This window comes from Tenacibaculum sp. (assembly GCF_048269885.1).
GTDB lineage: Bacteria > Bacteroidota > Bacteroidia > Flavobacteriales > Flavobacteriaceae > Polaribacter.
Map to the genome: position 1 here is coordinate 34,317 of NZ_JBLWTZ010000015.1, position 24,077 is coordinate 58,393.

Here is a 24,077-nt window from a genome sequence, read left to right on the forward strand (position 1 = left end):
CACAGAAGAAATTGCTATTGAAAAAGTGTCCTTTTTTGATTCGTTTTTTGGACAAGCAAAAAATGAATGGGGAGTAAAAATAAAAGCTCGTTATTGCGATTCCGACACATCGGGAAAAGCAATCTTTATATTAATAGTTTGAGATAAACAGATTACTTCAGTAGTATCGTTCTTCTTAATAACAAAGGGGAAAAGAAAAGGATATGTCATTTCGACCAAAGGTAGAAATCTTTAGGTTCAACGTAGCTAAATCTTAAAGTTATAAGTGATTCTATTTGATAAGATTTCTCACATTCGTTATCACTCAGTTCGAAATGACGTTTTGTTTGTCATTTCTGTAAAGAAAAACCTTTTGATTCAGCGTAGTTAAACTGAAAGGATGGATAATGCATAATCAATGATTAAGAACTCTAAATTCCTCACTAAAAACTAAAAATTGAGAACTTCATCCCCCCAATAGTTTATTTTTTCTATACTTTAGCAATACCATAAAGAGGTATATATAATTTAACCCATTTTTATATTGGTTTATTTGACAAGAATACATGTCAGTTCGAGTGATTCCGATAATAAATCGGAATAGTATCGAGAACATTTTACGGGAAAAATTTGATCAGATTGATAAAATTATCTCAAAATACACTAAGGATTAAGTTGTTTTAGAATAAACGAACAATTCAAAATTCGTAATTCATAAATCAAAATTGTACTACATGAAAGGCATTATACTAGCAGGCGGGTCAGGAACGAGGTTATATCCTATTACTAAAGGAGTATCTAAACAGTTGCTTCCAGTATATGATAAACCGATGATTTATTATCCTCTATCAGTATTGATGTTGGCTGGTATTCGAGAGATTCTGATTATTTCTACTCCTGATGATCTTTCAAGTTTTAAAAAGTTATTAGGCGATGGAAGCGAGTTAGGAATACGCTTAAATTATGCAGAACAACCTTCTCCAGACGGATTGGCGCAAGCATTCATCATTGGTGAAGAATTCATTGGAGGTGATGATGTTTGTCTTATTTTGGGAGATAATATTTTTTATGGCCATGGATTGCCTGAAATGCTACAATCCGCAATATATAATGTAGAAAAAGAAAAGAAAGCCACCATTTTTGGGTATAATGTAAAAGATCCTGAACGTTATGGAGTGGTAGATTTTGATACTAGTGGAAATGCCATTTCGATTATCGAAAAACCTGAAAACCCGAAATCTAATTATGCGGTGGTTGGATTGTATTTTTATCCAAATGATGTGATTCAAGTAGCGAAAAATGTAAAACCATCAAACAGAGGAGAGTTAGAAATCACTTCTGTAAACCAGTATTATTTAGAAAATGAACAACTAAAAGTAGAATTAATGGGGCGTGGTTTTGCTTGGTTAGATACAGGAACACATGATTCTTTGTTAGAAGCAAGTCAATTTATTGAAACTATTGAAAAGCGTCAAGGTTTAAAAGTAGCTTGTATAGAAGAAATAGCGCTCTATATGGGGTATATCAATAAAGAACAAGTCAGAAATTTAGCAGAACCTTTGAAAAAAAATAGCTACGGACAATACTTATTAAACTTAGCAAAAGAGAAATAATGATTTTTACGAAGACTGAAATTCCTGAAGTAGTTGTTATTGAACCAAAAGTTTTTGGAGATCAAAGAGGGTATTTCTTTGAATCGTTCAATCAAAAAGAATTTGAAAATAATATTGGGGACATAAATTTTGTGCAAGATAATGAGTCAAAATCGACTTATGGAGTTTTACGGGGATTACATTTTCAACAACCACCTTTTGCACAAGCGAAGCTAGTTCGTTGTATCCAAGGAAAAGTATTGGATGTAGTGGTTGATGTTCAAAAAAACTCCCCTACCTATGGTAAACATATAGCGGTAGAGTTATCTGAAGAAAATAAAAAACAAGTATTTATTCCAAGAGGTTTTGCGCACGGGTTTGTAACTTTATCCAAAGAAGCTGTTTTTGCATACAAAGTAGATAATTGGTATGCTCCTGAATACGATGCTGGAATTATATGGAACGATGCTACGTTGAATATTGATTGGAAAATTGATACTGAAGACGTAATACTTTCTTCAAAAGACCGACAACTTTCTACTTTTATAGAGTTAAAAACTCCGTTTATTTATTAGTAACTTTGAGTTTATATACTAAACTTTCATGAGGAATATATTAATTACAGGAGGAGCCGGCTTTATAGGCTCTCATGTGGTGCGATTGTTTGTAAATAACTATCCAAACGATCACATAATAAATTTAGATGCGTTAACCTACGCAGGAAATCTAGAGAACTTAAAAGACATTGAACATCAATCAAACTACACCTTTATAAAAGGAGATATTTGCGATGAAGGTTTGGTGAAAGAATTGTTTTCTACCTATTCAATTGATGGAGTTATTCATCTAGCAGCAGAGTCGCATGTAGATCGTTCTATAACAGACCCTTTATCGTTTGTTAAAACAAATGTTTATGGAACGTTGAGTTTATTAGAAGCAGCTAAAAATAGTTGGAAAGACAATTTTGAAGGAAAATTATTTTATCATATTTCTACAGATGAGGTATATGGTTCTTTAGGAAAAGAAGGCTTCTTTTTAGAAACAACAGCGTATGATCCGCATTCTCCATATTCAGCATCCAAAGCATCTTCAGATCATTTTGTAAGAGCATATCATAATACTTACGGATTACCCATTATAATTTCAAATTGTTCTAATAATTATGGCTCACACCAATTTCCTGAAAAACTAATTCCGTTATTCATCAATAATATTTGTAATAATAAATCCTTGCCTGTATATGGAAAAGGAGATAATGTTAGAGATTGGTTATATGTAGAAGATCATGCTAAGGCAATTGATGTTATTTTTCATAAAGGAAAATTGGGTGATACCTACAATATAGGAGGCTTTAATGAATGGAAAAATATTGATTTGATCAAAGTATTGATAAAAACAGTAGATAAGCTCCTTGGAAGAGAAGAAGGTACTTCAGAAAAGTTAATTAACTATGTAGCCGATAGAGCGGGCCATGATTTTCGTTATGCTATAGATTCTTCAAAATTGAAGAATGAATTAGGATGGGAACCGTCTTTACAGTTTGAAGAAGGACTCAAAAAAACAGTCAAATGGTATTTGGAAAATGAAGATTGGGTTCAACATGTAACCAGCGGAGCGTATCAAAAATACTATCAACAAATGTATGAGTAGAAAGCAAACTATTACAAAAAATATAAAAAACACTTTTTGTTAAACCGAGCCTGTCGAAGTTTATTAGTCGTGATATAATTTTAAGAGAGAAACTCTCTTTTTCATAAGAATAGTACTCAGAAGTTTCCAGATTCAGGTGAGAAACGCCGTGAAATTTTGTGTACGGTTCTGCGCAGCAGAAATTCCTATTAAAAAGTGTGCTTTTTTGATTCGTTTTTTGGACAAGCAAAAAAAGAATGGAATAAAAAAATAAATATCCGTCATTGCGAACCCGATACTTCGGGAGAAGCAATCTGTGAATAGTATAAATAAAAAACCGAAACTAATTTATGTAGTTTCGGTTTTTTATTTATGTGTATTCTAAGTATTATTTATCTTAACCTACTTAAACTTAAGTCTCTATTGTATTTTACGATAAATAAACCTTCATTGGTGCTACTTCCAAATGTTTTTTTATGGTAGTCGAATTTATTCTCTACACGTAAAGAAACCCCTTTTTTAAAGGTGCTTGTAAGGTCTTCACCCGAAGCTAAACGCATTAAAATGTCATAGGTAATATCAAAACCTTTGACAGCATAATCAGAAGGAATGGTATTGTTCTTTTCTAAATATTTTTTATTAAAAGCCTTCGTTTCTATAGCATCTTCATCAGTATAAGTATTTGAAACAAAGGTAAAATTAATACCAGCAAGTTTGTTATTGTCTATCCTATCATAAGCACTTCCTTTACCTGTTGTAAATACTTGTACTTTTATATTGTCTGGTAAGCTTATCATACTATTTAGAGCGTCTGCAACAACTACATTATCTTCAGAAGCAAATATGACCCAATTGTGTCTTTTTGTGGTCATTTTACTGGTAAAACGATCTCTTTTAATATACCCATCTTTAGGTTTTAAGATGTGTACTTCACTGATACTATCATGTTTTTTTAATTCAGATACAATTTTGGAAACTAAATTATTAGTACTGTTTTGATCATCGCTTACTACAAAAATCTCTTGATCTTGGTAGCTATCTTTCAGAAAAGAAGTTAAGTACGCTGCATACCTACTTTTTTCAGGAGAGGTTTTAACCAATTTTGAGGATGAAAATTTATCTTGTTTGCTTGAGTAATGAGGGAAAATTACAGGAGCCCTTACGCCAGCTGCAACAATTTCAGCTTTATCTGAATAAAAAGGACCTATAACAACATCTGTATTTTCAAGTTTGTTATCATTTAGTATAGTTGCAATATTTTTTCCTCTATTTCCAGTATCAAAAACATCAACATATACGTTTACTCCTTGTTTTTGAATAGAGTCAATGGCAATTTCTGCTCCTAAATAAAAATCAGTAACCATATTAGCTAATTGATTGTTTTCAAAAATATCGTTACTAGATTTTTCTTTATATTCACTTGCTTTAAAAGGTAGTAAAATAGCAAGGTTTATTGAAGCGTCTTCTTGAATATAATCTTTGTAAAAAGAATAATTTTCAGCTTCATTAACCTCTTCAATAGGTTTAATTTTTAATAACTGTCCTATAGATAATTTGTTGTCGGCTAAATCGGGATATTCAGGATTCAACTGTATTAAATCCTCTTTAGAAACATTATAAAAACGAGTTAAACTGTATATAGTTTCTTTGCTCTTTACAGTATGCGTTAAGAACTTTTCTAAAACCTCTTTTTTATTAATAGTAATTGTTTTCTTTATTTCCTTGACCTTTAAAACCTGACCGATACTAAGGTTATTACTTTGAATATTAGTATACTCCGGATTGAATTTGATTAAGTCATCTTTAGTAATGTCATATTGTTTAGTAATACGATATACTGTTTCACCTTTTTGTACTATATGCGTTTCATATTCCACAATGGTTTGTTGAAAGATAGTATCTTTAGCTATTTCATAACCATCTTTAGAAATAGTTTCTTCGTTAGAGGTGTCTGTACTAATAGTTTCTTCTTCAGGAGAAGAAGTAGTAGATGAAGAAGTACTTTTTTTAATTTTAGGATTTGGAATTACAATTACTGTATTTGCTTCTGGACGTCTTCCAACATCGGGATTTAAGCGTAATAAATCTTTTGTTTTCATGTCCAAACGATTCGCAATGTCTCGCATCGTTTCTCCTTCTTGGATTTTGTACGAAACGTAACGTTTTTGCTGACCACAAGAAACGGTAAAAGTTAAAATACAAACTAATAGTAAAAACTGTAATTTCTTCATCTACTCTTTTTTTGAAATTAATAATGGATTTTTATTCCCATTCAATTGTTGCTGGTGGTTTAGAGCTAATATCATATACAACTCTATTTACACCTTTTACATTATTTATTATTTTATTTGATGTTTTTTGTAAAAATTCATAAGGTAAATTAACCCAATCTGCTGTCATACCATCTGTACTTTCTACAGCTCTTAAGGCAACTACTTTTTCATAGGTTCTTTCATCTCCCATAACCCCAACAGAGTTTATAGGTAATAAAATAGCACCTGCTTGCCATACTTTATCGTATAATCCACTTTCTTTTAAACCATTGATGAATACAGCATCAACTTCTTGTAAAATACGAACTTTTTCTGCGGTAATATCACCTAAAATTCTAATAGCCAAACCAGGGCCAGGAAAAGGATGACGACCTAATAACTCTTTGTCGATTCCCATAGAAGCACCTACACGACGTACTTCATCTTTAAAAATCATGCGTAGAGGCTCTACTATTTTCAATTTCATAAAATCAGGTAAACCACCTACGTTGTGATGACTTTTAATTGTTGCCGAAGGCCCACCGTTTACAGAAACTGATTCAATCACATCTGGATAAATCGTTCCTTGAGCTAGCCATTTAGCATCTTCTATTTGATGTGCTTCATCATCAAAAACATCAATAAAAACTTTACCAATAGCTTTACGCTTTGCTTCTGGGTCACTTAATCCCGCAAGTTCTTCCAAAAAACGTGCCGAAGCATCTACTCCTTTAACGTTTAATCCCATACCTTCGTATTGCTTTAATACGTCAGTAAACTCATTTTTTCGTAACAATCCGTTGTTAACAAAAATACAGTGTAAATTACTTCCTATAGCTTTGTGTAGTAAAACTGCTGCTACGGTAGAATCTACACCTCCTGATAATCCTAAAACAACTTTATCATTACCTATTTTTGCTTTTAGCTCAGCAACCGTTTCGTCAACGAATGAATCTGGTGTCCAAGTTTGGGCTACTCCTGCTATATTAACTAAAAAGTTTTGTAATAATTGTTTTCCATCAGTAGAATGATATACTTCTGGATGAAATTGAATAGCATAGGTAGTCTCTCCTTCAATTTTGTATGCAGCATTTTCTACATCATGAGTACTTGCTAACAAAGTTCCGTCTGTTGGTAACTCCTTAATTGTGTCGGAATGGCTCATCCAAACTTGACTCCCTTCTGAAATATTATTAAAGAACTCTTCACCTTCTTTAATAAAAGATAAATTTGCTCTACCATATTCACGAGTATTAGAAGGAGCAACTAAACCACCAGAAAAATGTGCTAGATATTGTGCTCCATAGCACACTGCTAATAATGGTTTTTTACCTCTAATTTCAGATAAGTCTGGATGAGGAGCTTCTTCGGAACGAACTGATGATGGACTTCCAGAAAGGATTACAGCTTTAAAATCGTTTAAGTTTTGTGGTATTTTGTTGTAAGGATGAATTTCACAATAGATGTTTAATTCCCTTACGCGGCGCGCAATTAACTGTGTGTATTGCGATCCGAAATCTAATATAAGTACGTTGTGTTGTTGCATGCGCAAAAATAGTACTTACATTTTAGATTTGCGAGAATATTTAGTAAGAAATTGTACCACTAATAAACTTTAATACTTGTACACAATTGCATTGATGTTCATACCAGCACCTACCGAAGCAAGTATAATAACATCCCCTTTTTTTACTTCTTGATTTTCAATAGCGCCTTTCAAAACTAAATCGAGTAGGGTTGGGACTGTCGCTACCGAACTATTACCTAATTTATGAATGCTCATAGGCATTATTCCTTCAGGTATTGGTTTTTTGTACAAACGATAAAAACGCTTAATAATAGCTTCATCCATTTTTTCATTAGCCTGATGAATGAACACTTTTTTTACATCATCGATCGATTTTCCGCTTTTATCTAAAGCAGTTTGCATTGCTTTTGGAACATTGGTCAAAGCAAATTCATAAATTTTTCGCCCATGCATTTTTATATAACGCACATCGTTATCCTTATTTTTATCATTAGAATTTCCGAAGAATAGGTAATAAGCTTCTTCTTTAGTAAAAGTTTGTGAAGCATGACTTAAAATTCCACTATCGCCTTTATCCGTAGCTTCAACGATACAAGCACCAGCGCCATCGCTATAAATCATAGAGTCGCGATCGTTTACATCAACAACTCTCGATAAAGTTTCTCCACCAATAACCAAACATTTTTTAGCAATCCCCGCTTTTATAAATGCCTGTGCTTGAATAACACCTTCAACCCAACCAGGGCAACCAAATAAAATATCGTAGGCAACACAATTTGGGTTTTCTATTTGTAATAAATGTTTTACACGAGTAGCCAAACTTGGAAGAATATCGCTTTGAATAGCATCTTTTTTAACATCTCCAAAATTATGAGCAAAAATGATGTAATCTAATTCCTCTGGATCAATATTAGCATCTTCAATTGCTTTTTTAGCAGCAAAAAAGCCAAGATCTGAGGCTTTGTATACTGGTTTGGCATAACGACGCTCTTCAATACCTGTTATGGACTTGAATTTTTCAATAATTACAGGATTTGAATTATTAAAGGACGATCCATCAGCATTTAAAAATAAGTTATCATTAAATTGATTGTTTTCTTTTTTTATTGATGGAATGAAGGAACCTGTTCCTGTAATTACCGATAGTTTCATTAGAAATACTAATTTTTAAGGTTGAGTAATTACAAATAAAACATTTTTATTACCGATAACCTCTTTATTTACAGTCATTTTTTTAGAATTACGATATTCTTAAAAAATAAAGGAGCTTTTGTTTTTTTATAAACACAAGTGAGCTTTTTTTATGATTCTTATGCTTGGGGGTTATAAATAGGAACTGTCAAAGGAAAATGGTAATAAAGAAAGTAGTGATTCGGTTTTTATAATTTGACCAACTTCTCCCATAAAAATTATCTCAATAGAGTGCTGTTGATTTATTTCATATTCTGATAATGTTTGGCGGCATGCACCACAAGGACCAACAGGTTTGTTTACTGTTGCGTTTTCAGATGCTGCTGTTATGGCTATTTTTTGTACTCTCATGTTTGGAAATTCAGAAGCTGCTTTCCAAATAGCAACACGCTCAGCGCACATACCAGAAGGGTAGGCAGCACTTTCTTGATTATTTCCTAAAATAATTTTTCCGTTATCAAGTAGCACTGCTGCACCCACATTAAATTTAGAGTAGGGAGCATAAGCTTTTTGCCTTGCTTCAACAGCTTTTTCCATTAAAAGAGCATCCTCAGTTGACAACTGTGAAACATTATTGTATAAAGTGGCTGTAGTGGTAATATCTATTTTCTTCATCGTAAATAAATTAGTCAAAAAAAGCAGCCGGTAAGACTGCTTTTGTATTCTGAATACGAATTTATAAAAAAAATACTATTTTTTAATATACTTCATATAGTTCTCCTAAATCAAAGGATAAAGAAAAACGCAATGTATTTTCTAACGGGTTGTTAACAGCTGCTGTATTTATTAGATAAGATAAATCTAAAGTAAAAGCTCTTGCAGTAAATCCTGTACCTAAAGTAAAATACTGACGTTGTCCTTTTTCTTCACTTTCATGAAAATAACCAGCTCTTACAGCAAAGGCATTGTTGTATAAGTATTCAGCACCTAAGGCCCAAGTTGTTTCTTGTAATTCCTCACTAAAACTTCTATCTCCTAAAGAAGTAAACATTCCTTCGAACCAACCTCTTTCAGAATTAGGACTAGAAGGAACCAATAGTTTTGTGAACTCTAAGTTAAGCCCCAAAATATTTCTATCATCAAATATGAAGTCAAAACCACCACCGATTTTAGCATTAGTCGGGATAAAGTTTGGAACTCCAGGACTGTATTCAACTTTCGGACCAATATTGGCGATGTTAAAACCTAATCGGTAACGTCCGTTAAAGCTTCCAAAGTTTTCTTCTTTAGATTGGTAATAACCAGAAACGTCAACAGCAAAAGAATTCACGGCTTCAAGATTAGAATCATTGCTTCTTATTTTGTAATTAGAATGAATGTACTTTAAGCCAATTCCCATAGAAAAAGTTTCACTCAACTTTAATGAATATATACCAGTAATAGCCAATTCATTAGGGTTTTCTGTTCCGTTAGGATCACCATCTGTAGTTGTTAAATTCACTTCTCCAAGAGAAAAATACTTTAAATCAACTCCCCAAGCTGATTTTTCACTATATCTATTAACATACGAACCTCCACCAACAAAAATATCGTCCGTTAAGTTTCTAAGCCAAGGCGTATAGTTAAGTCCTATGCTTATTCTGTTTTGATTAAATGCAGTTTTTGCAGGGTTGTGAAAGATGGAAAAGGCATCTGACGATGTAGCAACTCCAATATCTCCCATACCACCAGCACGAGCATCAGGTGTAATCAATAAAAAGGGCATTGCCGTGGTATTTATTGATGTTTGGGCTTGCGCTTTATTTTGAAGGGTAAAGCACACAAAAAATAATACGATAGATAATTTTTTCATGTAAAATTTGATTAATTGTTTAGCAAATATATAATTTTTTGGGGGAGTTAGTAATTAATAGCTTTTTTTAAACTTTTGGTAATACAAAATCTAAAAGTTTATCTATTAGTTTAATAAGGTAACGATATTACGGAGATAATATTATACGGCATTGTTAGAATTAAAAAGAAATTATTTTTACCGTTAAATATTAAAATTTAATAGTCAACATTTTAATCTTTTTCTTAGATTCGTAATACTAAAGTATAAAAACTGTCGTTTGTAATCTTGCATAGACAAGGTAACTAAATACGAATTTATAGATAAATTAGTTGTAAGGAATTAGAAATATTGTAAATTGCGACACCCTTAAAAAACAGTTAAAAATACATGAAAAGTACGTTGAAATTATTTAGTTTATTAGCGATCACTGGTTTATTAATTACTTCTTGTAAGAGTAATGGAGGTGGGTCGAGTAAATCTTCATTAACTGGTTGGAACTTTAATGATCCTAATTATGGAGGTTATTTGAAGGGAGAGTACAAAGAAGGAAAAAATGTTCCTCCGGGAATGGTACATATTGAAGGAGGTACCTTTACTATGGGATTGGTACAAGATGATGTTATGTTTGATTGGAACACAACCCCTCAAAAAATGCACGTTCGTACTTTTTACATGGACGAAACAGAGGTAACTAATGCTGAATACGGACTATTCATGCAATACACCAAAGATGTATTCTCTCCAGAAGATCCTCAGTTTAAAAATATTTATCCATCTATTTTACCAGATACATTAGTTTGGAGAAAAGGATTGGGGAATACTAATTTGTTGTCAGAAAGTTATTTAAGACATCCATCTTATGCAGAATATCCTGTGGTAGGTGTTAGTTGGATACAGGCAAACAAGTATTGTAAATGGCGTACAAATGCTGTGAACTTAAAAATTTTAATGGACAAAGGAGTTATCAAAAATATATTTAAAGAAGATTCTGTAAGCTTTAAAGGCGAAAACAATTTTGATACGGACACTTATTTAACAGATCCATACGCTATTTTCGATGGAGATTCAACAATCTATAAAAAAGGAATTCCTGTACCAAGAGTAAAAGGAGAACCAAAACCAGCTAAAGGAACTTTTACAGGTAGACAAGTTACCTCTTCAGATGGTATTTTATCTCAAAAATTTAGACTGCCAACAGAGGTTGAGTGGGAATATGCTGCAAAAGCCATTTTTGAAAATCGTGAATATAACAACATTAGAGGTAGAAAGAAATATGCTTGGAGTGGAAAATATACTCGTGATCGAGATAAGAGAAGAAGAGGAGATCAGTTAGCCAACTTTAAACAAGGAAAAGGGGATTATAGTGGTATTGCAGGATGGAGTAGTGATGGATCGGATATCCCAAATGCGGTAAGAAGTTACCCTCCTAATGCATTTGGACTATATGATATGTCTGGTAATGTTTCAGAATGGGTGCAAGATGTTTATCGACCAATTATAGATTCAGAAGCAAATGACTTTAACTACTTTAGAGGTAATATCTTTACTAAAAAGCTAATTAATGAAGATGGTAAAGTTGTTATAGTAGGTGATGGAGAAGTTCAGTACGATACTTTAGAAAATGGTCGAATAGTACCTAAAGATTTACCAGGAAGTGTTAAGTATATTCCTATTACAAAAGAAGATACTTATATGAGAAGAAACTATAACTTAGCGAACAATTCGAGTTTAGGTGATGGAGATCAAGCTTCTTCTAAGTTTTATGGATTGGATAAAGATCAATTAGATCGTTCGACAAGAATGTATAATTCTCCTCAAAAACCAGAAGCAGAGATAGATACTTTAGGAAATGTTATTAATAACTATAAATACGATGATAAGAGAAGAACAACGTTAATTAGTGATAAGTCTAGAGTATACAAAGGTGGTTCTTGGGCAGATAGAGAGTACTGGTTAGACCCAGCACAGAGAAGGTATTTTCCAGAATATATGGCAACAAACTACATTGGATTTAGATGTGCTACTGATAAAATGGGACCAATGGTTTTAAACAAAAGAAAAACCGCTATACCAGATAAAGTGAAATAATAATTGAACTTAAAATTATATTAGAACCTCATTGTATCTCAATGAGGTTTTTTATTTTTACAATATGAAGATAGAAGATTTATATGAACTGTATATCACTCATGGTTTAGTAGATACAGATACTAGAAATATTAGAAAGAATACACTTTTTTTTGCTTTAAAAGGTGAACAATTTAATGGGAATAAGTTTGCTGATGAAGCTATCAATAAAGGAGCCAGCTATGCAGTAATTGATGAAGCTGAGTATAAAACTTCAAAAAAGCAGATTCTAGTTAAAAATGTTTTAGAAACACTTCAAGAACTAGCAAATTATCACAGGAATCAATTGCAGGTTCCTATAATTGCTTTAACAGGAAGTAACGGTAAAACAACTACAAAAGAATTAATAAATGCTGTTCTTTCAACAACGTATAATACAACTGCTACTAAAGGAAACCTAAATAATCATATTGGAGTACCATTGACTTTACTGTCAATGAATAACACAACAGAGATAGGAATAATTGAGATGGGAGCAAATCATGCAAAAGAGATTGAGCTTTTATCAAAAATAGCAAATCCAGATTATGGATACATAACAAATTTCGGAAGTGCCCATTTAGAAGGTTTTGGTTCTCTTGAAGGAGTCGTTAAAGCCAAATCAGAATTATATGATTTTTTAAGAGCACACGGTAAAAAAGTTTTTGTAAATCCTAAAGATGCAAAGCAAGTAGCAAAAACAATAGGGATAGAAACAATTTCTTTTGAAGAAAGTATAAACTTTACAGAAGCAAATCCCTTTGTAAAGCTTTCGTATAAAAAAACAATGATATTAAGTAGTTTAATTGGAGCGTATAATTTTTCGAATATCTCAGCAGCTATCACCATTGGTAATTACTTTAAAGTACCCTTAGAACGAATAAAGAAGGCAATTGAAAGTTATGTTCCGTCCAATAACAGATCTCAAGTAATACACACCGATGCTAATAAAATAATTTTAGATGCTTACAATGCTAATCCAACAAGTATGGAAGCTGCTTTGGAGAGTTTCAGTAAACTACAAACTAACAATAAAACAATAATTCTAGGAGATATGTTTGAGTTAGGAGAATACAGCTCAAAAGAGCATCAGAACATCGTTAACCTGACAGAGAAATTGGGCTTAGAACAGGCTTTCTTTATCGGAGAAAACTTTTACAATACACTTACGGAACATAAAAAGTTTAAGAATTTTTATGAATTTGAAGCATACATAAAAAACAATCCAATAAATAATAGTACAATTTTAGTAAAAGGTTCTAGAGGAATGGCTCTAGAAAGAGTTGTAGCATTATTTTAAAAAAGAACTGTTTCGGTGGAAGTCTACTAAATTATCAATAGGGCGTTTAATTACTTTAGCAATAGATAAGTTGTTTTTTGAGGCAACATTGTCTAAAATGTCTTGAAAATAATAAGCAATTGATCCAATAAAATAAATAGGAGTTTGCTTATCCTTTTTAAAAGGAAGAATACGATACTTAAAAAACTCTTGAATTCCTTTTTTGATTATTTTTCTAACATATTTTTCGTGCTTGTATTTTAGCATAAATTTAGCGAAAGAAGCTAAGTACATATTTGGATAAGGGTTTTTGTACAAATTCATTTTCACAACATCAGGATCAAGATCAAAAGAATTCTTGAATGCTGAAGCCATTTTTTCAGGCATTTTATTATAGTAAAAATCACGTAATAGTGTTTTGCCAAAATAATTACCACTTGCTTCATCCATAATAGTATAGCCCAACGAAGGAGCTGTTGTAATGATACTTTTACCATCATAAAAACAACTGTTAGAGCCTGTTCCTAAGATACAGACAATACCAGGGGTATTACCAGCACTTGCATAAACAGCTGCTAAAGTATCTTCAGAAACAAAAACAGTGGCTTTTGTAAATATTAATTTTAAAATGTGTTGTAAACTTTTTGCTGCTGTAGGACTTCCACAACCAGCTCCGTAAAAATGAACTTCTAAGGCATCGTTTTGTACTTTTAATAAATCATCAGCATTATTAATGGTGCTAAGCATTTCTTGTTCTGTGAGTACAGAAGGGTTTAAACCAAGTGTAGTAGTTCTAAAAAGTTCTTCTTTAGCACTATCGAGAGCAATCCAATCAGCTTTGGTAGAGCCACCATCGGCAATTAAAATCATACAGTGTTTTTTATGAGTCAAATATATATTATCAAAATTAAATGACAATTGTTTAATTGTTTTAAACAAAAAGGAATAAAGTTTGTTATCGTATAGTAAGTTTATTAGTTTAAATTTGTAGAATATAAATATTTCACCTTACTATGTTTTTTTTCAAAAAAAAAGAAATTCCTTTAAAAGATGTTTTTCCTGATGGGTTTGTAGATATTCATTCACATTTACTACCAGGAATTGATGATGGAGCCAAGGATATAGCACATACTATTTCATTAATATCAAAAATGCATTCCTATGGAATTAAGAATTTTGTCACAACCCCGCATGTTTTAGGAGATGTTTATCCTAACTCAACTGAAATTATAAAAAATAAGTTAGAAGAAGTAAAAAGAGCTTTAAAAGAGAAGAAATTTGACGATGTTTCAATAAGAGCTGCGGCAGAATATATGATGGATGAACGTTTTGTAGAAAGACTCAAAGCTGATGATATTTTAGTTCTTAAAGATAATTACATACTCGTAGAAATGTCATATTTCAACGCACCCTATAATTTATATGATATACTATTTGAAATACAATTGAAAGGATATAAGCCTGTTTTAGCACATCCTGAAAGGTATAATTTTTACCATAATGATTTTCAAAACTTTTATAAATTAAAGAAATCTGGCTGTGTTTTCCAGTTAAATCTTTTATCCTTAACGGAACAATATGGGAAAGGAGTACAAAAGACTGCGCAAAAATTATTAAATGAAGGAATGTATGATTTTGTTGGTACAGACACGCATCACCATAATCATTTAAACCTATTACAGAAAATCGGAACGGTTAAAACAAAAAAACAAATTGAAAAATTATTAGATAACAATAAAATGTTTGCATAAAAAAAGGAAGCTTTTAAGCTTCCTTTTTTTATGTCGTAAATTAATGTTTAATTAGTGCTAACTAAATATCCTTTTATACCAAGGTCTGTTGCCTCCTTGACCTACTCCATAGCCATACCCATAGCCATACCCATAGCCATACCCATAGCCGCGTTTTAAGTCGGTGTCATTTAAAATAATAGCTAAATTTTTAAGCTTTTTATCTCTGTAAAGAGTTTCAGGAATTATTAGCATGCGTTTATCCAAGTAGTTTGCTCTACTAACATATAGTACAATATCTGAGTACTTTGCAATCAGTAAAGTATCGGTTACTAAACTTACAGGAGCGGTGTCTATTATAACGTAATCATATTTAGCTTCTAAGGTCTTGAATAACAATTCTATTTTATTATTCATCAGTAATTCAGCAGGGTTGGGCGGAATCGTTCCTGAAGAGATTATGTCTAAATCAGGAATTTCTTCTATTGAAAACTTCAATGAATCTAATTCTATATTACTAGTAAGATAATTGGTAATTCCTTTTCTATCAGGAAGCTCTAAGTATTCAGTGATTTTAGGAGCTCTTAAATCCATACCTACTAAAATAACTTTCTTACCTGATAAAGATAAGGATGCAGCTAAATTAATAGAAGCAAAAGATTTTCCTTCTCCACTAGTAGTTGACGTGATAAAAATGGTTTGCCCTTTTTCATCTTTATCTTTATTTGGCATCATGAAATCCAAGTTCGTTCTTATGAGCCTAAAAGCTTCAGCAGTACTTGAACGTGCCCCTTCATTAATCACTATTTTTTCTTTAGTTTCAGAATGAGGGATATCACCTAAGAAAGGTATAGAAGTTAACTCTGTAATATCTTTTCTCGTGTGTACTTTAGTGTCTAATAAATCTCTTAAATAAATTATAATAAAAGGAATTATTAATCCGAGAAGCAATGCTGCTAGGTAGATAATTTTTTTCTTTGGACTAACGGGAATGTTAGAAGCATAGGCTTTATCAATAATTTTTGCATTAGGAACAGCGGTTGCTGTAAGAGAAATAGCAGTTTCTTCTTTCTTTTTTAATAAGTAAGAATACAAACCTGCTATAATTTCTTTTTGTCTTGCAATATCTAAAAACTCTCTTTCTTTAGATGGAATAGAAGAAATTTTGGTGTTAAATCGATTGGCTTCTCGCTGTAAACTATTTACTTTAATTTGCAAAGAGTTTACAGTATTTTCTAGGCTTCTTTTTAGAGAACTTCTTAAGCTAGTAAGGTTTTCTTGTACGTCTATAAGGACAGTGTTTTTAGATCCCGCACTTTTTTCTAAACGTTTTAATTGTGCCATTAACTGATTGTACTCGTTAATCGAGTTACCAATATTAGCATCTGACAAGCCTAAATTAGCTGGTAAATAATCATTCTTGTCTAATTCTTTATTTAAAGATTTAGCCAAGCTTAATTCTGTAGATGCCTCTATTAATTTTTTGCGATTCTCTGTATTAGTTTGTAAAACTAGTTGAGCTTCAGATTCAATATCAGTAATGTTGTTTTTATCTTTAAAAGTTTTGACATTATCATCAAGCCTTCCTAACTCTATTGCAACATTATTTAATCGTTCTGAAATGAAACCACTAGTTTTCTCAGAAACTTCCTTTTTGTCGTTTATTGCATCAAGGTTATATTGTTTTACTAATTCATCCAATACATCTTCGGCTTTTTCTTTTATGGAAGATTGTAATGATAGTCTTAAAACACTAGACTTTTTACTTACAGGAGATATGTTAATTCTATTTTGATAACTATCTATTACTTTTGTAATTGAACGAACTGAAATCTTTATGTTATCACCAATATTATTTAAATCAAATACGGAAGATTGCTCAATTTTAAATTCACCAAGCTTCTTGTCGATTATAGGTTGATCAAAATTATTTTCAGAAACTACGTTATTCTCAGAGTCTTTTAAACGAAATTTATCAGCAGATAAAATCTCTACATTAAACACGGTATCGATTTTATTTAAAATTTCAGAGGTAGAATCAATCGCAGTAAATTGAATGGGAGCATTTTTATAAACTTCAGATTCTTTAATTCGTCCCTCAGTTATATAAGATATATTTAAATTTAAGGTTTCTATAACATTTTTAATAAGTTTTCTAGATTTAATAATCTCTATTTCATTATCAATGTTTTTACTAGACCCTCCTACAATTCCTAAGTCTTCAAAGGCTGCGAGTTCTTCTGAGATACCCCCTTGTTTGTCGTTCTTTATTAAAATGGTAGTGGATGCATCATATTTAGATGTACTGTATCTTAAATATAAAAAAGCCCCTATTAAAGTTAGGATTATCCCTAAAATAAACCATTTCCAGTGAATTAAGTATTTTTCTAATTCTGCTCTAATGTTAATAGTATCGTTTTTTTCTAACTGTGGAGAATATTGTTCGTTACTCATAGCTATACTATCTTGTAAGAATTGAAATTAATGAAATGATAACAGAACCTAGTGATATAAATAAGCCTGTATTCTTATTATAAGCCGCATCTTGAGATGAAGATTTATTTGGCTCTACATAAACTACGTCATTTTGTTGTAAATAATAAGCAGGAGAATTGAAAATTTTATTAGAACGTAAATCTAACTTATAACTTTTTATTTGATTACCTTCTTCTCTTTTAACTTCAATAGTTCTAATACCAGACATGTTTAAGTCTCCCGCTAGCCCTACTGCCTCTAAAACAGAAATACGTTCATTAGGAATAGTAAACCTCCCAGGCATTTTCACATCGCCCAATACTGTAATAGAAAAATTAATTATTTTAATATTAACAGTCGGATTTTTAATATAATCAGGTGAAAGCTTACTCTTTAGCAAATCAATAGCTTCAGTTCTAGATAGTCCTGCTAATTTTAATTTTCCTAGAACAGGAAAGTCTATAAAACCATTATTATCAATTAAATAAGCTTGTTGTTGTGGAGTCCCTACAGCTCTATCTGTTGTAGTAGCAAAAGTTACAGCAGGTAAATTAAATGGTTTTACAGCTTCTAAGTCTAAAGCTGAAATAGTGATTTGGAGTAAATCGTCAGCTTTAAAAATAGTTTTGTATGTTGTATTTGTTTTTGCTGGATCAACTTCATCTTTCTGAAAATACACAATGTCTTTTCTAGAGGCACATGAAGCTAAAGATAGGATTAGAATAGTTAAAACAATTTTTGAGAATCTTTGCATTGTTGAATTTTTTTGCGAAAGTACTAATTTAATTTTTGACAGTAGTATCTAATTTTTCGTAAATAGAATTGTTTGATATGTATTCAGGAACTATCTCCTTTATAAGTTGTACAGTTTTATGATTGTCATGTTGTTGGTTAGAAATGCATAAATCTTTAATCTTATTGATGATAAAATCATAATCTATTTTTTGATTTTTAGCAATCATAATTTTTTCATGATAGGTTGGAGTAGTATTCTCTCCATCAGCTAAAAGTTCTTCGTATAACTTTTCTCCTGGACGTAAACCAGTTATTTTTATATCAATATCATCAGGAAATTGTAAGCCTGATAAATGAATCATTCTTTTTGCGATGTCATATATCTTTACAGATTTTCCCATATCAAAGATATAAATCTCTCCTCCATTCCCCATTGTTCCTGCTTCCAAAACTAACCTACACGCTTCAGGTATGGTCATAAAATAACGAGTAATATCTTTATGGGTAACGGTTAAGGGACCACCATTTTCTATTTGACGTTTGAAAAGAGGGATGACAGACCCATTGGAACCTAATACATTACCAAAACGAGTCGTTGTAAATTTTGTTGCATGCTTATTATTAGAGTTACTCAAACAGCTTATATACATTTCTGCAACTCGTTTTGTGGCTCCCATTACATTGGTAGGGTTTACTGCCTTATCAGTTGATACCATTACAAAACGATCAACGTTATGTTTTATAGATAAATCTGCAACATTCTTTGTCCCTCCAATATTTATTTTTACAGCTTCGTAAGGACTCATTTCCATAAGAGGAACATGTTTATAAGCAGCAGCATGAAACACTTTTTGAGGTTTAAATTTTTCAAAAACTTCGTCCATTCTCTTATAATCTCTAACATCTGCGACAATTGAGGTGAAGTTTGTTCGTTCTTTTTGAATTAATTCTTGTTGAAGATCATACAATGGTGACTCAGCTTGGTCTACCAAAATCAAATGTTTGTGATTATAAACACTTAATTGACGAGAAATCTCTGAACCAATAGAACCTGCTGCTCCAGTAACTAAAATTACTTTATTATTTACTTCTCTTTTTACAATAGGGTTGTCTATTGAAATAGGTTTTCTGTCTAGCAAATCTTCAATTCTAACTTGTTGAATTTGGTTCGCTTCTAAATCGCCATCAATCCATTTAGATAAAGGAGGAACAATTTTTACTTGAACGCCTAAGGCTAATAAGTTATCAGTAAGGTATAAAAGTTTTTCTGATTTAATATTTTGAATAGAAATTATGATTTCATCAATTTGTTTTTCTTTAATGAAGTTCTTATCAATATTTTTTCCGTTGTAAATTTTAATTCGGTCTAATTTTTTTCCAACTTTCTTAGGATCATCATCAATAAAACCTAAAACTTCATACTTGTTTTTTGTATCTCTGTTTAAAGCTCCATAGGTTATTAAACCAGAATCTCCAGCACCATATATTAAAACATTAGTAATAGATTTCAATTCTGTAGAAACAATTTCATAAAAAGCTTTAAAAACAAAGCGGCTAACAACCAAAATAAGTACAGAAATCAAATAATGAATAATTATTATTGATTTTGGTATAGTAAAGTGCGGAAATATACGCAACGCATTATTGAAAAGTATGATGCAAGCAGTTATAGAAGAAAGCAGTGTTACACCAATAAACACATTAAAAGCATCTCTTGTACCTGTGTGTCTTATGATTCCTTTGTACGAACCAACAATTAAAAAACTAGTAAGACTGATGGTTGCGATAAAAGGAAGTTGATAATATAGGTTGTTAAGATCAAAATTTAAACTAGCATTAAAACGCACTGCGTAAGCTAAAATAAAAGAGATACAAACTAAAGCTATATCAATAATTAGAACAATCCACCGTGAAGCGTACTTGTCAAAAGCCCTTAAAAATAAACTTCGAATCATCAATGTTTTCGTTAGCGGATAAAATTACAAAATATAAAGTAAAAAACTTAAAGAAGTGTTAAATCTTCTTCATTTGTTGCTTCATCATTTGCATCTGCTCTTTCAACATTCCGTGTTTATCTAGTTTTTTAGCTTCTGCCATTAAATTTGTTGCTTCTCTTTTTCTACGTTTGGTCATCGCAATTCCAGCTAATTGTAATTTAGCCATAGCCAAATCATGATCCATAGCCAACCCTAATTTTACCGCCTTTTTTAAATATTTCTCAGCTTGAGTTATGTTTGTTTGCGATAACATAATTCCGTGTAAGTAGTTATAGTAGCCCTCTTGTTTTTGAGTTAATGCAGCAGCAGGGTTTTTAATATATCCCAACCACTTTTGAGCTCCTGCAAAGTTTTGTTTACGTAATTGTAAAAAGGCTAAAAGAATAAACTCATTTTTAAAATAAAATAAAACAAATAGTCCTGCAAGTAATAATATTGATATACCATTCATAATGTGTCCTTGTGTAAATTCATACACAGACCATACTGTTATTAGAGCTGCTAAAACTAATTTTATATTTTTATTGAACATAATTGTCTTTTCTTTTTATCGGTTTGCAAAAGTACATTTTTTTAACAGAAAACCTATCAACTTACTTTTTGTAATGTTTTTTATTTTGTAACCATGCTAGAACTCCTAGGATAGTAACAAAAGCTACAGAATAATATACTGAAGTAGGGGTAATTACTTTATCACCACTTGCATAAGAGTGTAGACCAGATAAGTAAAAATTTACTCCGAAATATGTCATCATTATGGAAGCAAAAGCAATAATTGACCATAAATTAAACGTAAAACGTCCTCTTAAACCTGGAATCAAACGCATGTGTAATACAAAAGCATATACCATGATTGATATTAAAGCCCAAGTTTCTTTAGGATCCCATCCCCAATAACGTCCCCAGCTTTCATTTGCCCACATACCACCTAAAAAGTTACCAATGGTAAGCATTACCAAACCAACGGTTAAAGCCATTTCATTAATAACAGTTAACTCTTTAAGATGTAAGTCCATTTTCTTTTTATTCTTTTCATTGGTAAAAATGATTAAGAACAAAGAGAAAATACCTAAAATCATTCCCATTGCAAACGGACCATAACTAGCAACAATTACAGATACATGAACATATAACCACCAAGAATTTAAAACCGGTTGAAGGTTAGCAATTTCAGGGTCTAACCAGTTTTGGTGAGCAAACATTAATATAACGGCAACTAAAAATGTTGTTGCGGCAATAGTTAAAGAGGATTTTTTTCCAAGAATTAACCCAAATAGCATGGTAGCTAAGCCAACAAAAATAATAGACTCATAAGCATTACTCCATGGAGCATTTCCACTAATATACCAACGTGCAGCTAGTCCCAATACGTGGAAGATAAACAAGAAAATTACAATTCCTATTAATGTTTTTACAGTATTATTAACCCACGGCTTGTTATTAAAAATTTGTAAGAAAACAAAAACAATTAAAAGTAAGCTTACATAACCGTAGTATTTAGAAAGTTTGACAAAAATGTTTAGTTTATTGTAAGCTATTTCTAAAGCAATTTTGTCTTTTGCAGGAATAACTTCTGCTCCAAATTTTCGTTGAAACTTCTTAATTCCATCTAAAACTTTATTGGTTTCTGTATAATTTCCTGATTTCTTTGAAGCTTGTAACAATTGCAAATATACAGGTAGTGATTGACGTACAAATACAGAGTCAGTTCCTTTAAAATTAGCTTGTAGTGTTTCAGGTTGTGATACCCATTTGTTGTTTTCATCATTTGGAATAGGATAAATACGTAACATACCACCTCCTAATGCTTGAGATAATAGCCAAACTCTGCGTTCAATTTTTATAATGTCTTTTTCAAATTTGTTTTGAATTTTTTTCTTTTCAGCTTCAATAACTAATTTGCTGATTTTAGAAGAACCATCTTTATTGTAAAAATCGATAAAGCGAGCATATTCAGCATCTTCAGAAACTCCTAAAATTTCTCTAACCTGTGTATTTCCATCCTCTAGATAAACAAAAGGAACATTAAGCCAAAGCATTGGGTTTTCTGTAATAGAAAGTAAAATTTGGCTAGGATCCATGTCTTTAAATTTATCAACATGCGCTACTTTCCTCACTAATTCCGAAGCAAAGGTATGAGCAGGTTTCATACGTCCGCCAACATCTTGAATAACTAAAGAACTGAACAAATCAGCGTGTTTATTGTCTACTTTGTTAGCGATTAAAATAGAGTCAATTTGAGCTTCAGTAATTTGTTTAGGTTCGTGCTGTTTATGTTGACTAAAACCAGCCAAAGAAATAAATAAAGCGATTACTGATAATTTGGCTTTTTTATTTCGAATTTTAACTAATGATTGTTTCAGATCATAAAAACGAGTGCCTTTTACAAATAAAGCAGCGGTTAAACCAAAAAATAATAAAAAGTAACCAATATAGGTTATCCAAGTTCCCCAAAAATCATGGTTTACAGATAAATGAGTTTGTTCGTGTTCACCTTCAATTTTATAGCTTGATTGGAAAAACTTATATCCTCCGTAATCTAAAATATGATTCATAAAAATCCTATAGTCAAAAGTTTCATCAGGTGCTATTACAGTAATTTCACTTGCGTAAGCAGCAGCGCTTTCCGAACCAGGGTATTTTTCTAATTGAAAGTCATTTAGTTTTATACTAAAAGGAGTTTGTAACAATTTAGAACCGTACCAAGCTCTAAAGTTTAGATCTCCAATACTAAATTGTTGCTGGTTATCAACGTTAAATTTTCCACCGTAAAACTCAACACGTTTAGTTTCTCCGTTTGTAGTAACGTCAAAAATTACAGTGTCATATTTTTGATTATCCTTTTTACCTCGTACAGTTTTTATTTCTCCTTTTTCTGGAGATTTTGGAACTACAAATTGTAATCCGTTTACGTTATGAAGTGTTAACAGTTGAAAATGTTGGGCGCTATCTTTAACTATTAAGCCTTTCTTTTGATCAGCCATTCTAAACCAATCACCATCATTTTTAGAAATCATTTTTAAACTACCATCTTCATAAAAGAAGTTAATTGAAGCCGCTTCTTTATTAGGAGCTTCAAAACCTACTAAAATGTTATGAATGTTCTCTATAGTTCCTTTTTTAATGTAGTGTTCATGTCTACTTCCGTCAGAACTTTCTACAAAAAACAAGTGTTCTGTTCCGTTTTCGTCTAAAACCATTTTTGTTTCAGACCAAGGAATATAGTCTACTAAATTAAAAGTAACTTCATGGTTTTTACCTCCTTTTTCAGGTTGGAAGTTTTCTTTAAAATTTACCGAATTGTCGCCCCAAGCAGATAAAAGTAATTTGTTAGCAGTGGTTTTTTGAAATTCACTATTATCAATAATTACATTTAAATAAGTATGTTCTGAGTAGAATTGATTGGTTGTTTCTCCTTCGTCAATAACCATTAACCCTTCATAGCTAATGTAACGAGTAATACCCGCACCAATTAAGATTAAAAGGAAAGATACGTGAAATAATAACACAGACCATTTTTCTTTTTTATACAATCTATACCTAAAAATATTTCCGAAAAAATTGATAACAAAAAACACCATTATTAATTCAAACCACCAAGTGTTGTAGACTAGTGCTTTAGAAGTTTGTGTTCCGTAATCGTTTTCAATAAAAGTGGCAACTCCCATGGCAATGGCAAAAGCAAAAAATAAAACAGCCATTAAACGGGTAGAGTAGAGGGTATCTAAGATTTTTTTCATCAGTAAATCTGCTAAGTATAAAACGACGCAAATTTACGGATTAAAGCTCTAATCACCTTATGAAATCAAT

At 31.6% G+C, this 24,077-nt stretch carries 17 protein-coding genes; 6 read left to right on the forward strand and 11 right to left on the reverse strand.

All coding sequences use genetic code 11. The features are described 5' to 3' along the window. Positions 1-713: 713 nt before the first annotated feature. From rfbA to rfbB, 3 genes are read left to right on the forward strand one after another with little or no spacing between them, the layout of a single operon-like run. The gene (gene rfbA / locus ACN0WY_RS12070) at positions 714-1,592 is read left to right on the forward strand and encodes a glucose-1-phosphate thymidylyltransferase RfbA (RefSeq protein ID WP_417800507.1); all 879 of its coding nucleotides are present in this window, start codon (positions 714-716) and stop codon (positions 1,590-1,592) included. After that, complete coding sequence (gene rfbC / locus ACN0WY_RS12075; RefSeq protein WP_417800508.1) at positions 1,592-2,146, forward strand: dTDP-4-dehydrorhamnose 3,5-epimerase; 555 nt, start codon at positions 1,592-1,594, stop codon at positions 2,144-2,146. Before rfbA ends, rfbC begins: the two co-directional genes overlap by 1 nt. Positions 2,147-2,174: 28 nt before the next feature. After that, on the forward strand, positions 2,175-3,221 hold the full coding sequence (gene rfbB / locus ACN0WY_RS12080) for a dTDP-glucose 4,6-dehydratase (protein ID WP_417800509.1): 1,047 nt from the start codon (positions 2,175-2,177) through the stop codon (positions 3,219-3,221). 371 nt (positions 3,222-3,592) lie between these two features. Here the strand turns inward: rfbB and ACN0WY_RS12085 are convergent, their stop codons facing one another. The 5 genes from ACN0WY_RS12085 to porV all read right to left on the reverse strand — a co-directional run bounded on the left by ACN0WY_RS12085 (position 3,593) and on the right by porV (position 9,963). Further along, on the reverse strand, positions 3,593-5,431 hold the full coding sequence (locus ACN0WY_RS12085) for a PBP1 and LysM peptidoglycan-binding domain-containing protein (protein WP_417800510.1): 1,839 nt from the start codon (positions 5,429-5,431) through the stop codon (positions 3,593-3,595). A 31-nt stretch (positions 5,432-5,462) separates the two neighbouring features. After that, entirely contained in the window at positions 5,463-6,998 is a 1,536-nt protein-coding gene (guaA, locus tag ACN0WY_RS12090) for a glutamine-hydrolyzing GMP synthase (protein WP_417800511.1), read from the reverse strand. Between the two features lie 69 nt (positions 6,999-7,067). Continuing rightward, positions 7,068-8,132: a 3-oxoacyl-ACP synthase III family protein gene (locus ACN0WY_RS12095; RefSeq protein ID WP_417800512.1), complete on the reverse strand. Its 1,065-nt coding sequence runs from the start codon at positions 8,130-8,132 to the stop codon at positions 7,068-7,070. Between the two features lie 171 nt (positions 8,133-8,303). Then, on the reverse strand, positions 8,304-8,786 hold the full coding sequence (gene cdd / locus ACN0WY_RS12100) for a cytidine deaminase (RefSeq protein ID WP_330488758.1): 483 nt from the start codon (positions 8,784-8,786) through the stop codon (positions 8,304-8,306). An 82-nt stretch (positions 8,787-8,868) separates the two neighbouring features. Further along, a complete protein-coding gene (gene porV / locus ACN0WY_RS12105) occupies positions 8,869-9,963 on the reverse strand; it encodes a type IX secretion system outer membrane channel protein PorV (RefSeq protein ID WP_330488757.1) in 1,095 nt (364 codons plus the stop codon). 369 nt (positions 9,964-10,332) lie between these two features. On the opposite strand from porV, the gene gldJ reads away from it, so the two are divergent. Beyond that, on the forward strand, positions 10,333-12,033 hold the full coding sequence (gldJ, locus tag ACN0WY_RS12110; protein WP_330488756.1) for a gliding motility lipoprotein GldJ: 1,701 nt from the start codon (positions 10,333-10,335) through the stop codon (positions 12,031-12,033). A 64-nt stretch (positions 12,034-12,097) separates the two neighbouring features. After that, positions 12,098-13,351, forward strand: a complete 1,254-nt coding sequence (locus ACN0WY_RS12115; RefSeq protein WP_417800513.1) for a UDP-N-acetylmuramoyl-tripeptide--D-alanyl-D-alanine ligase — start codon at positions 12,098-12,100, stop codon at positions 13,349-13,351. On the opposite strand, the gene ACN0WY_RS12120 is transcribed toward ACN0WY_RS12115, so the two are convergent. Beyond that, positions 13,343-14,200, reverse strand: coding sequence for an N-acetylglucosamine kinase (locus ACN0WY_RS12120; protein ID WP_417800514.1), 858 nt, complete (start codon positions 14,198-14,200; stop codon positions 13,343-13,345). The genes ACN0WY_RS12115 and ACN0WY_RS12120 overlap by 9 nt on opposite strands. A 143-nt stretch (positions 14,201-14,343) precedes the next feature. Between ACN0WY_RS12120 and ACN0WY_RS12125 the strand changes: the two genes are divergently transcribed. Further along, positions 14,344-15,081, forward strand: a complete 738-nt coding sequence (locus ACN0WY_RS12125) for a tyrosine-protein phosphatase (protein WP_330488753.1) — start codon at positions 14,344-14,346, stop codon at positions 15,079-15,081. 57 nt (positions 15,082-15,138) lie between these two features. Here ACN0WY_RS12125 and ACN0WY_RS12130 read toward each other — a convergent pair whose 3' ends face one another. From ACN0WY_RS12130 to ccsA, 5 genes are all read right to left on the reverse strand, one after another. After that, positions 15,139-17,514, reverse strand: coding sequence for a GumC family protein (locus ACN0WY_RS12130; RefSeq protein ID WP_417800515.1), 2,376 nt, complete (start codon positions 17,512-17,514; stop codon positions 15,139-15,141). A gap of 7 nt (positions 17,515-17,521) precedes the next feature. Then, the gene (locus ACN0WY_RS12135; protein ID WP_330488751.1) at positions 17,522-18,289 is read right to left on the reverse strand and encodes a polysaccharide biosynthesis/export family protein; all 768 of its coding nucleotides are present in this window, start codon (positions 18,287-18,289) and stop codon (positions 17,522-17,524) included. A 28-nt stretch (positions 18,290-18,317) separates the two neighbouring features. Next, the gene (locus ACN0WY_RS12140) at positions 18,318-20,225 is read right to left on the reverse strand and encodes a nucleoside-diphosphate sugar epimerase/dehydratase (protein WP_330488750.1); all 1,908 of its coding nucleotides are present in this window, start codon (positions 20,223-20,225) and stop codon (positions 18,318-18,320) included. A 58-nt stretch (positions 20,226-20,283) separates the two neighbouring features. Next, positions 20,284-20,799 (reverse strand): DUF2892 domain-containing protein, encoded by a 516-nt coding sequence (locus ACN0WY_RS12145; protein ID WP_417800516.1) that lies wholly within the window; start codon positions 20,797-20,799, stop codon positions 20,284-20,286. A 61-nt stretch (positions 20,800-20,860) separates the two neighbouring features. Beyond that, positions 20,861-24,007 (reverse strand): cytochrome c biogenesis protein CcsA, encoded by a 3,147-nt coding sequence (ccsA, locus tag ACN0WY_RS12150; RefSeq protein ID WP_417800517.1) that lies wholly within the window; start codon positions 24,005-24,007, stop codon positions 20,861-20,863. Positions 24,008-24,077: the final 70 nt, after the last annotated feature.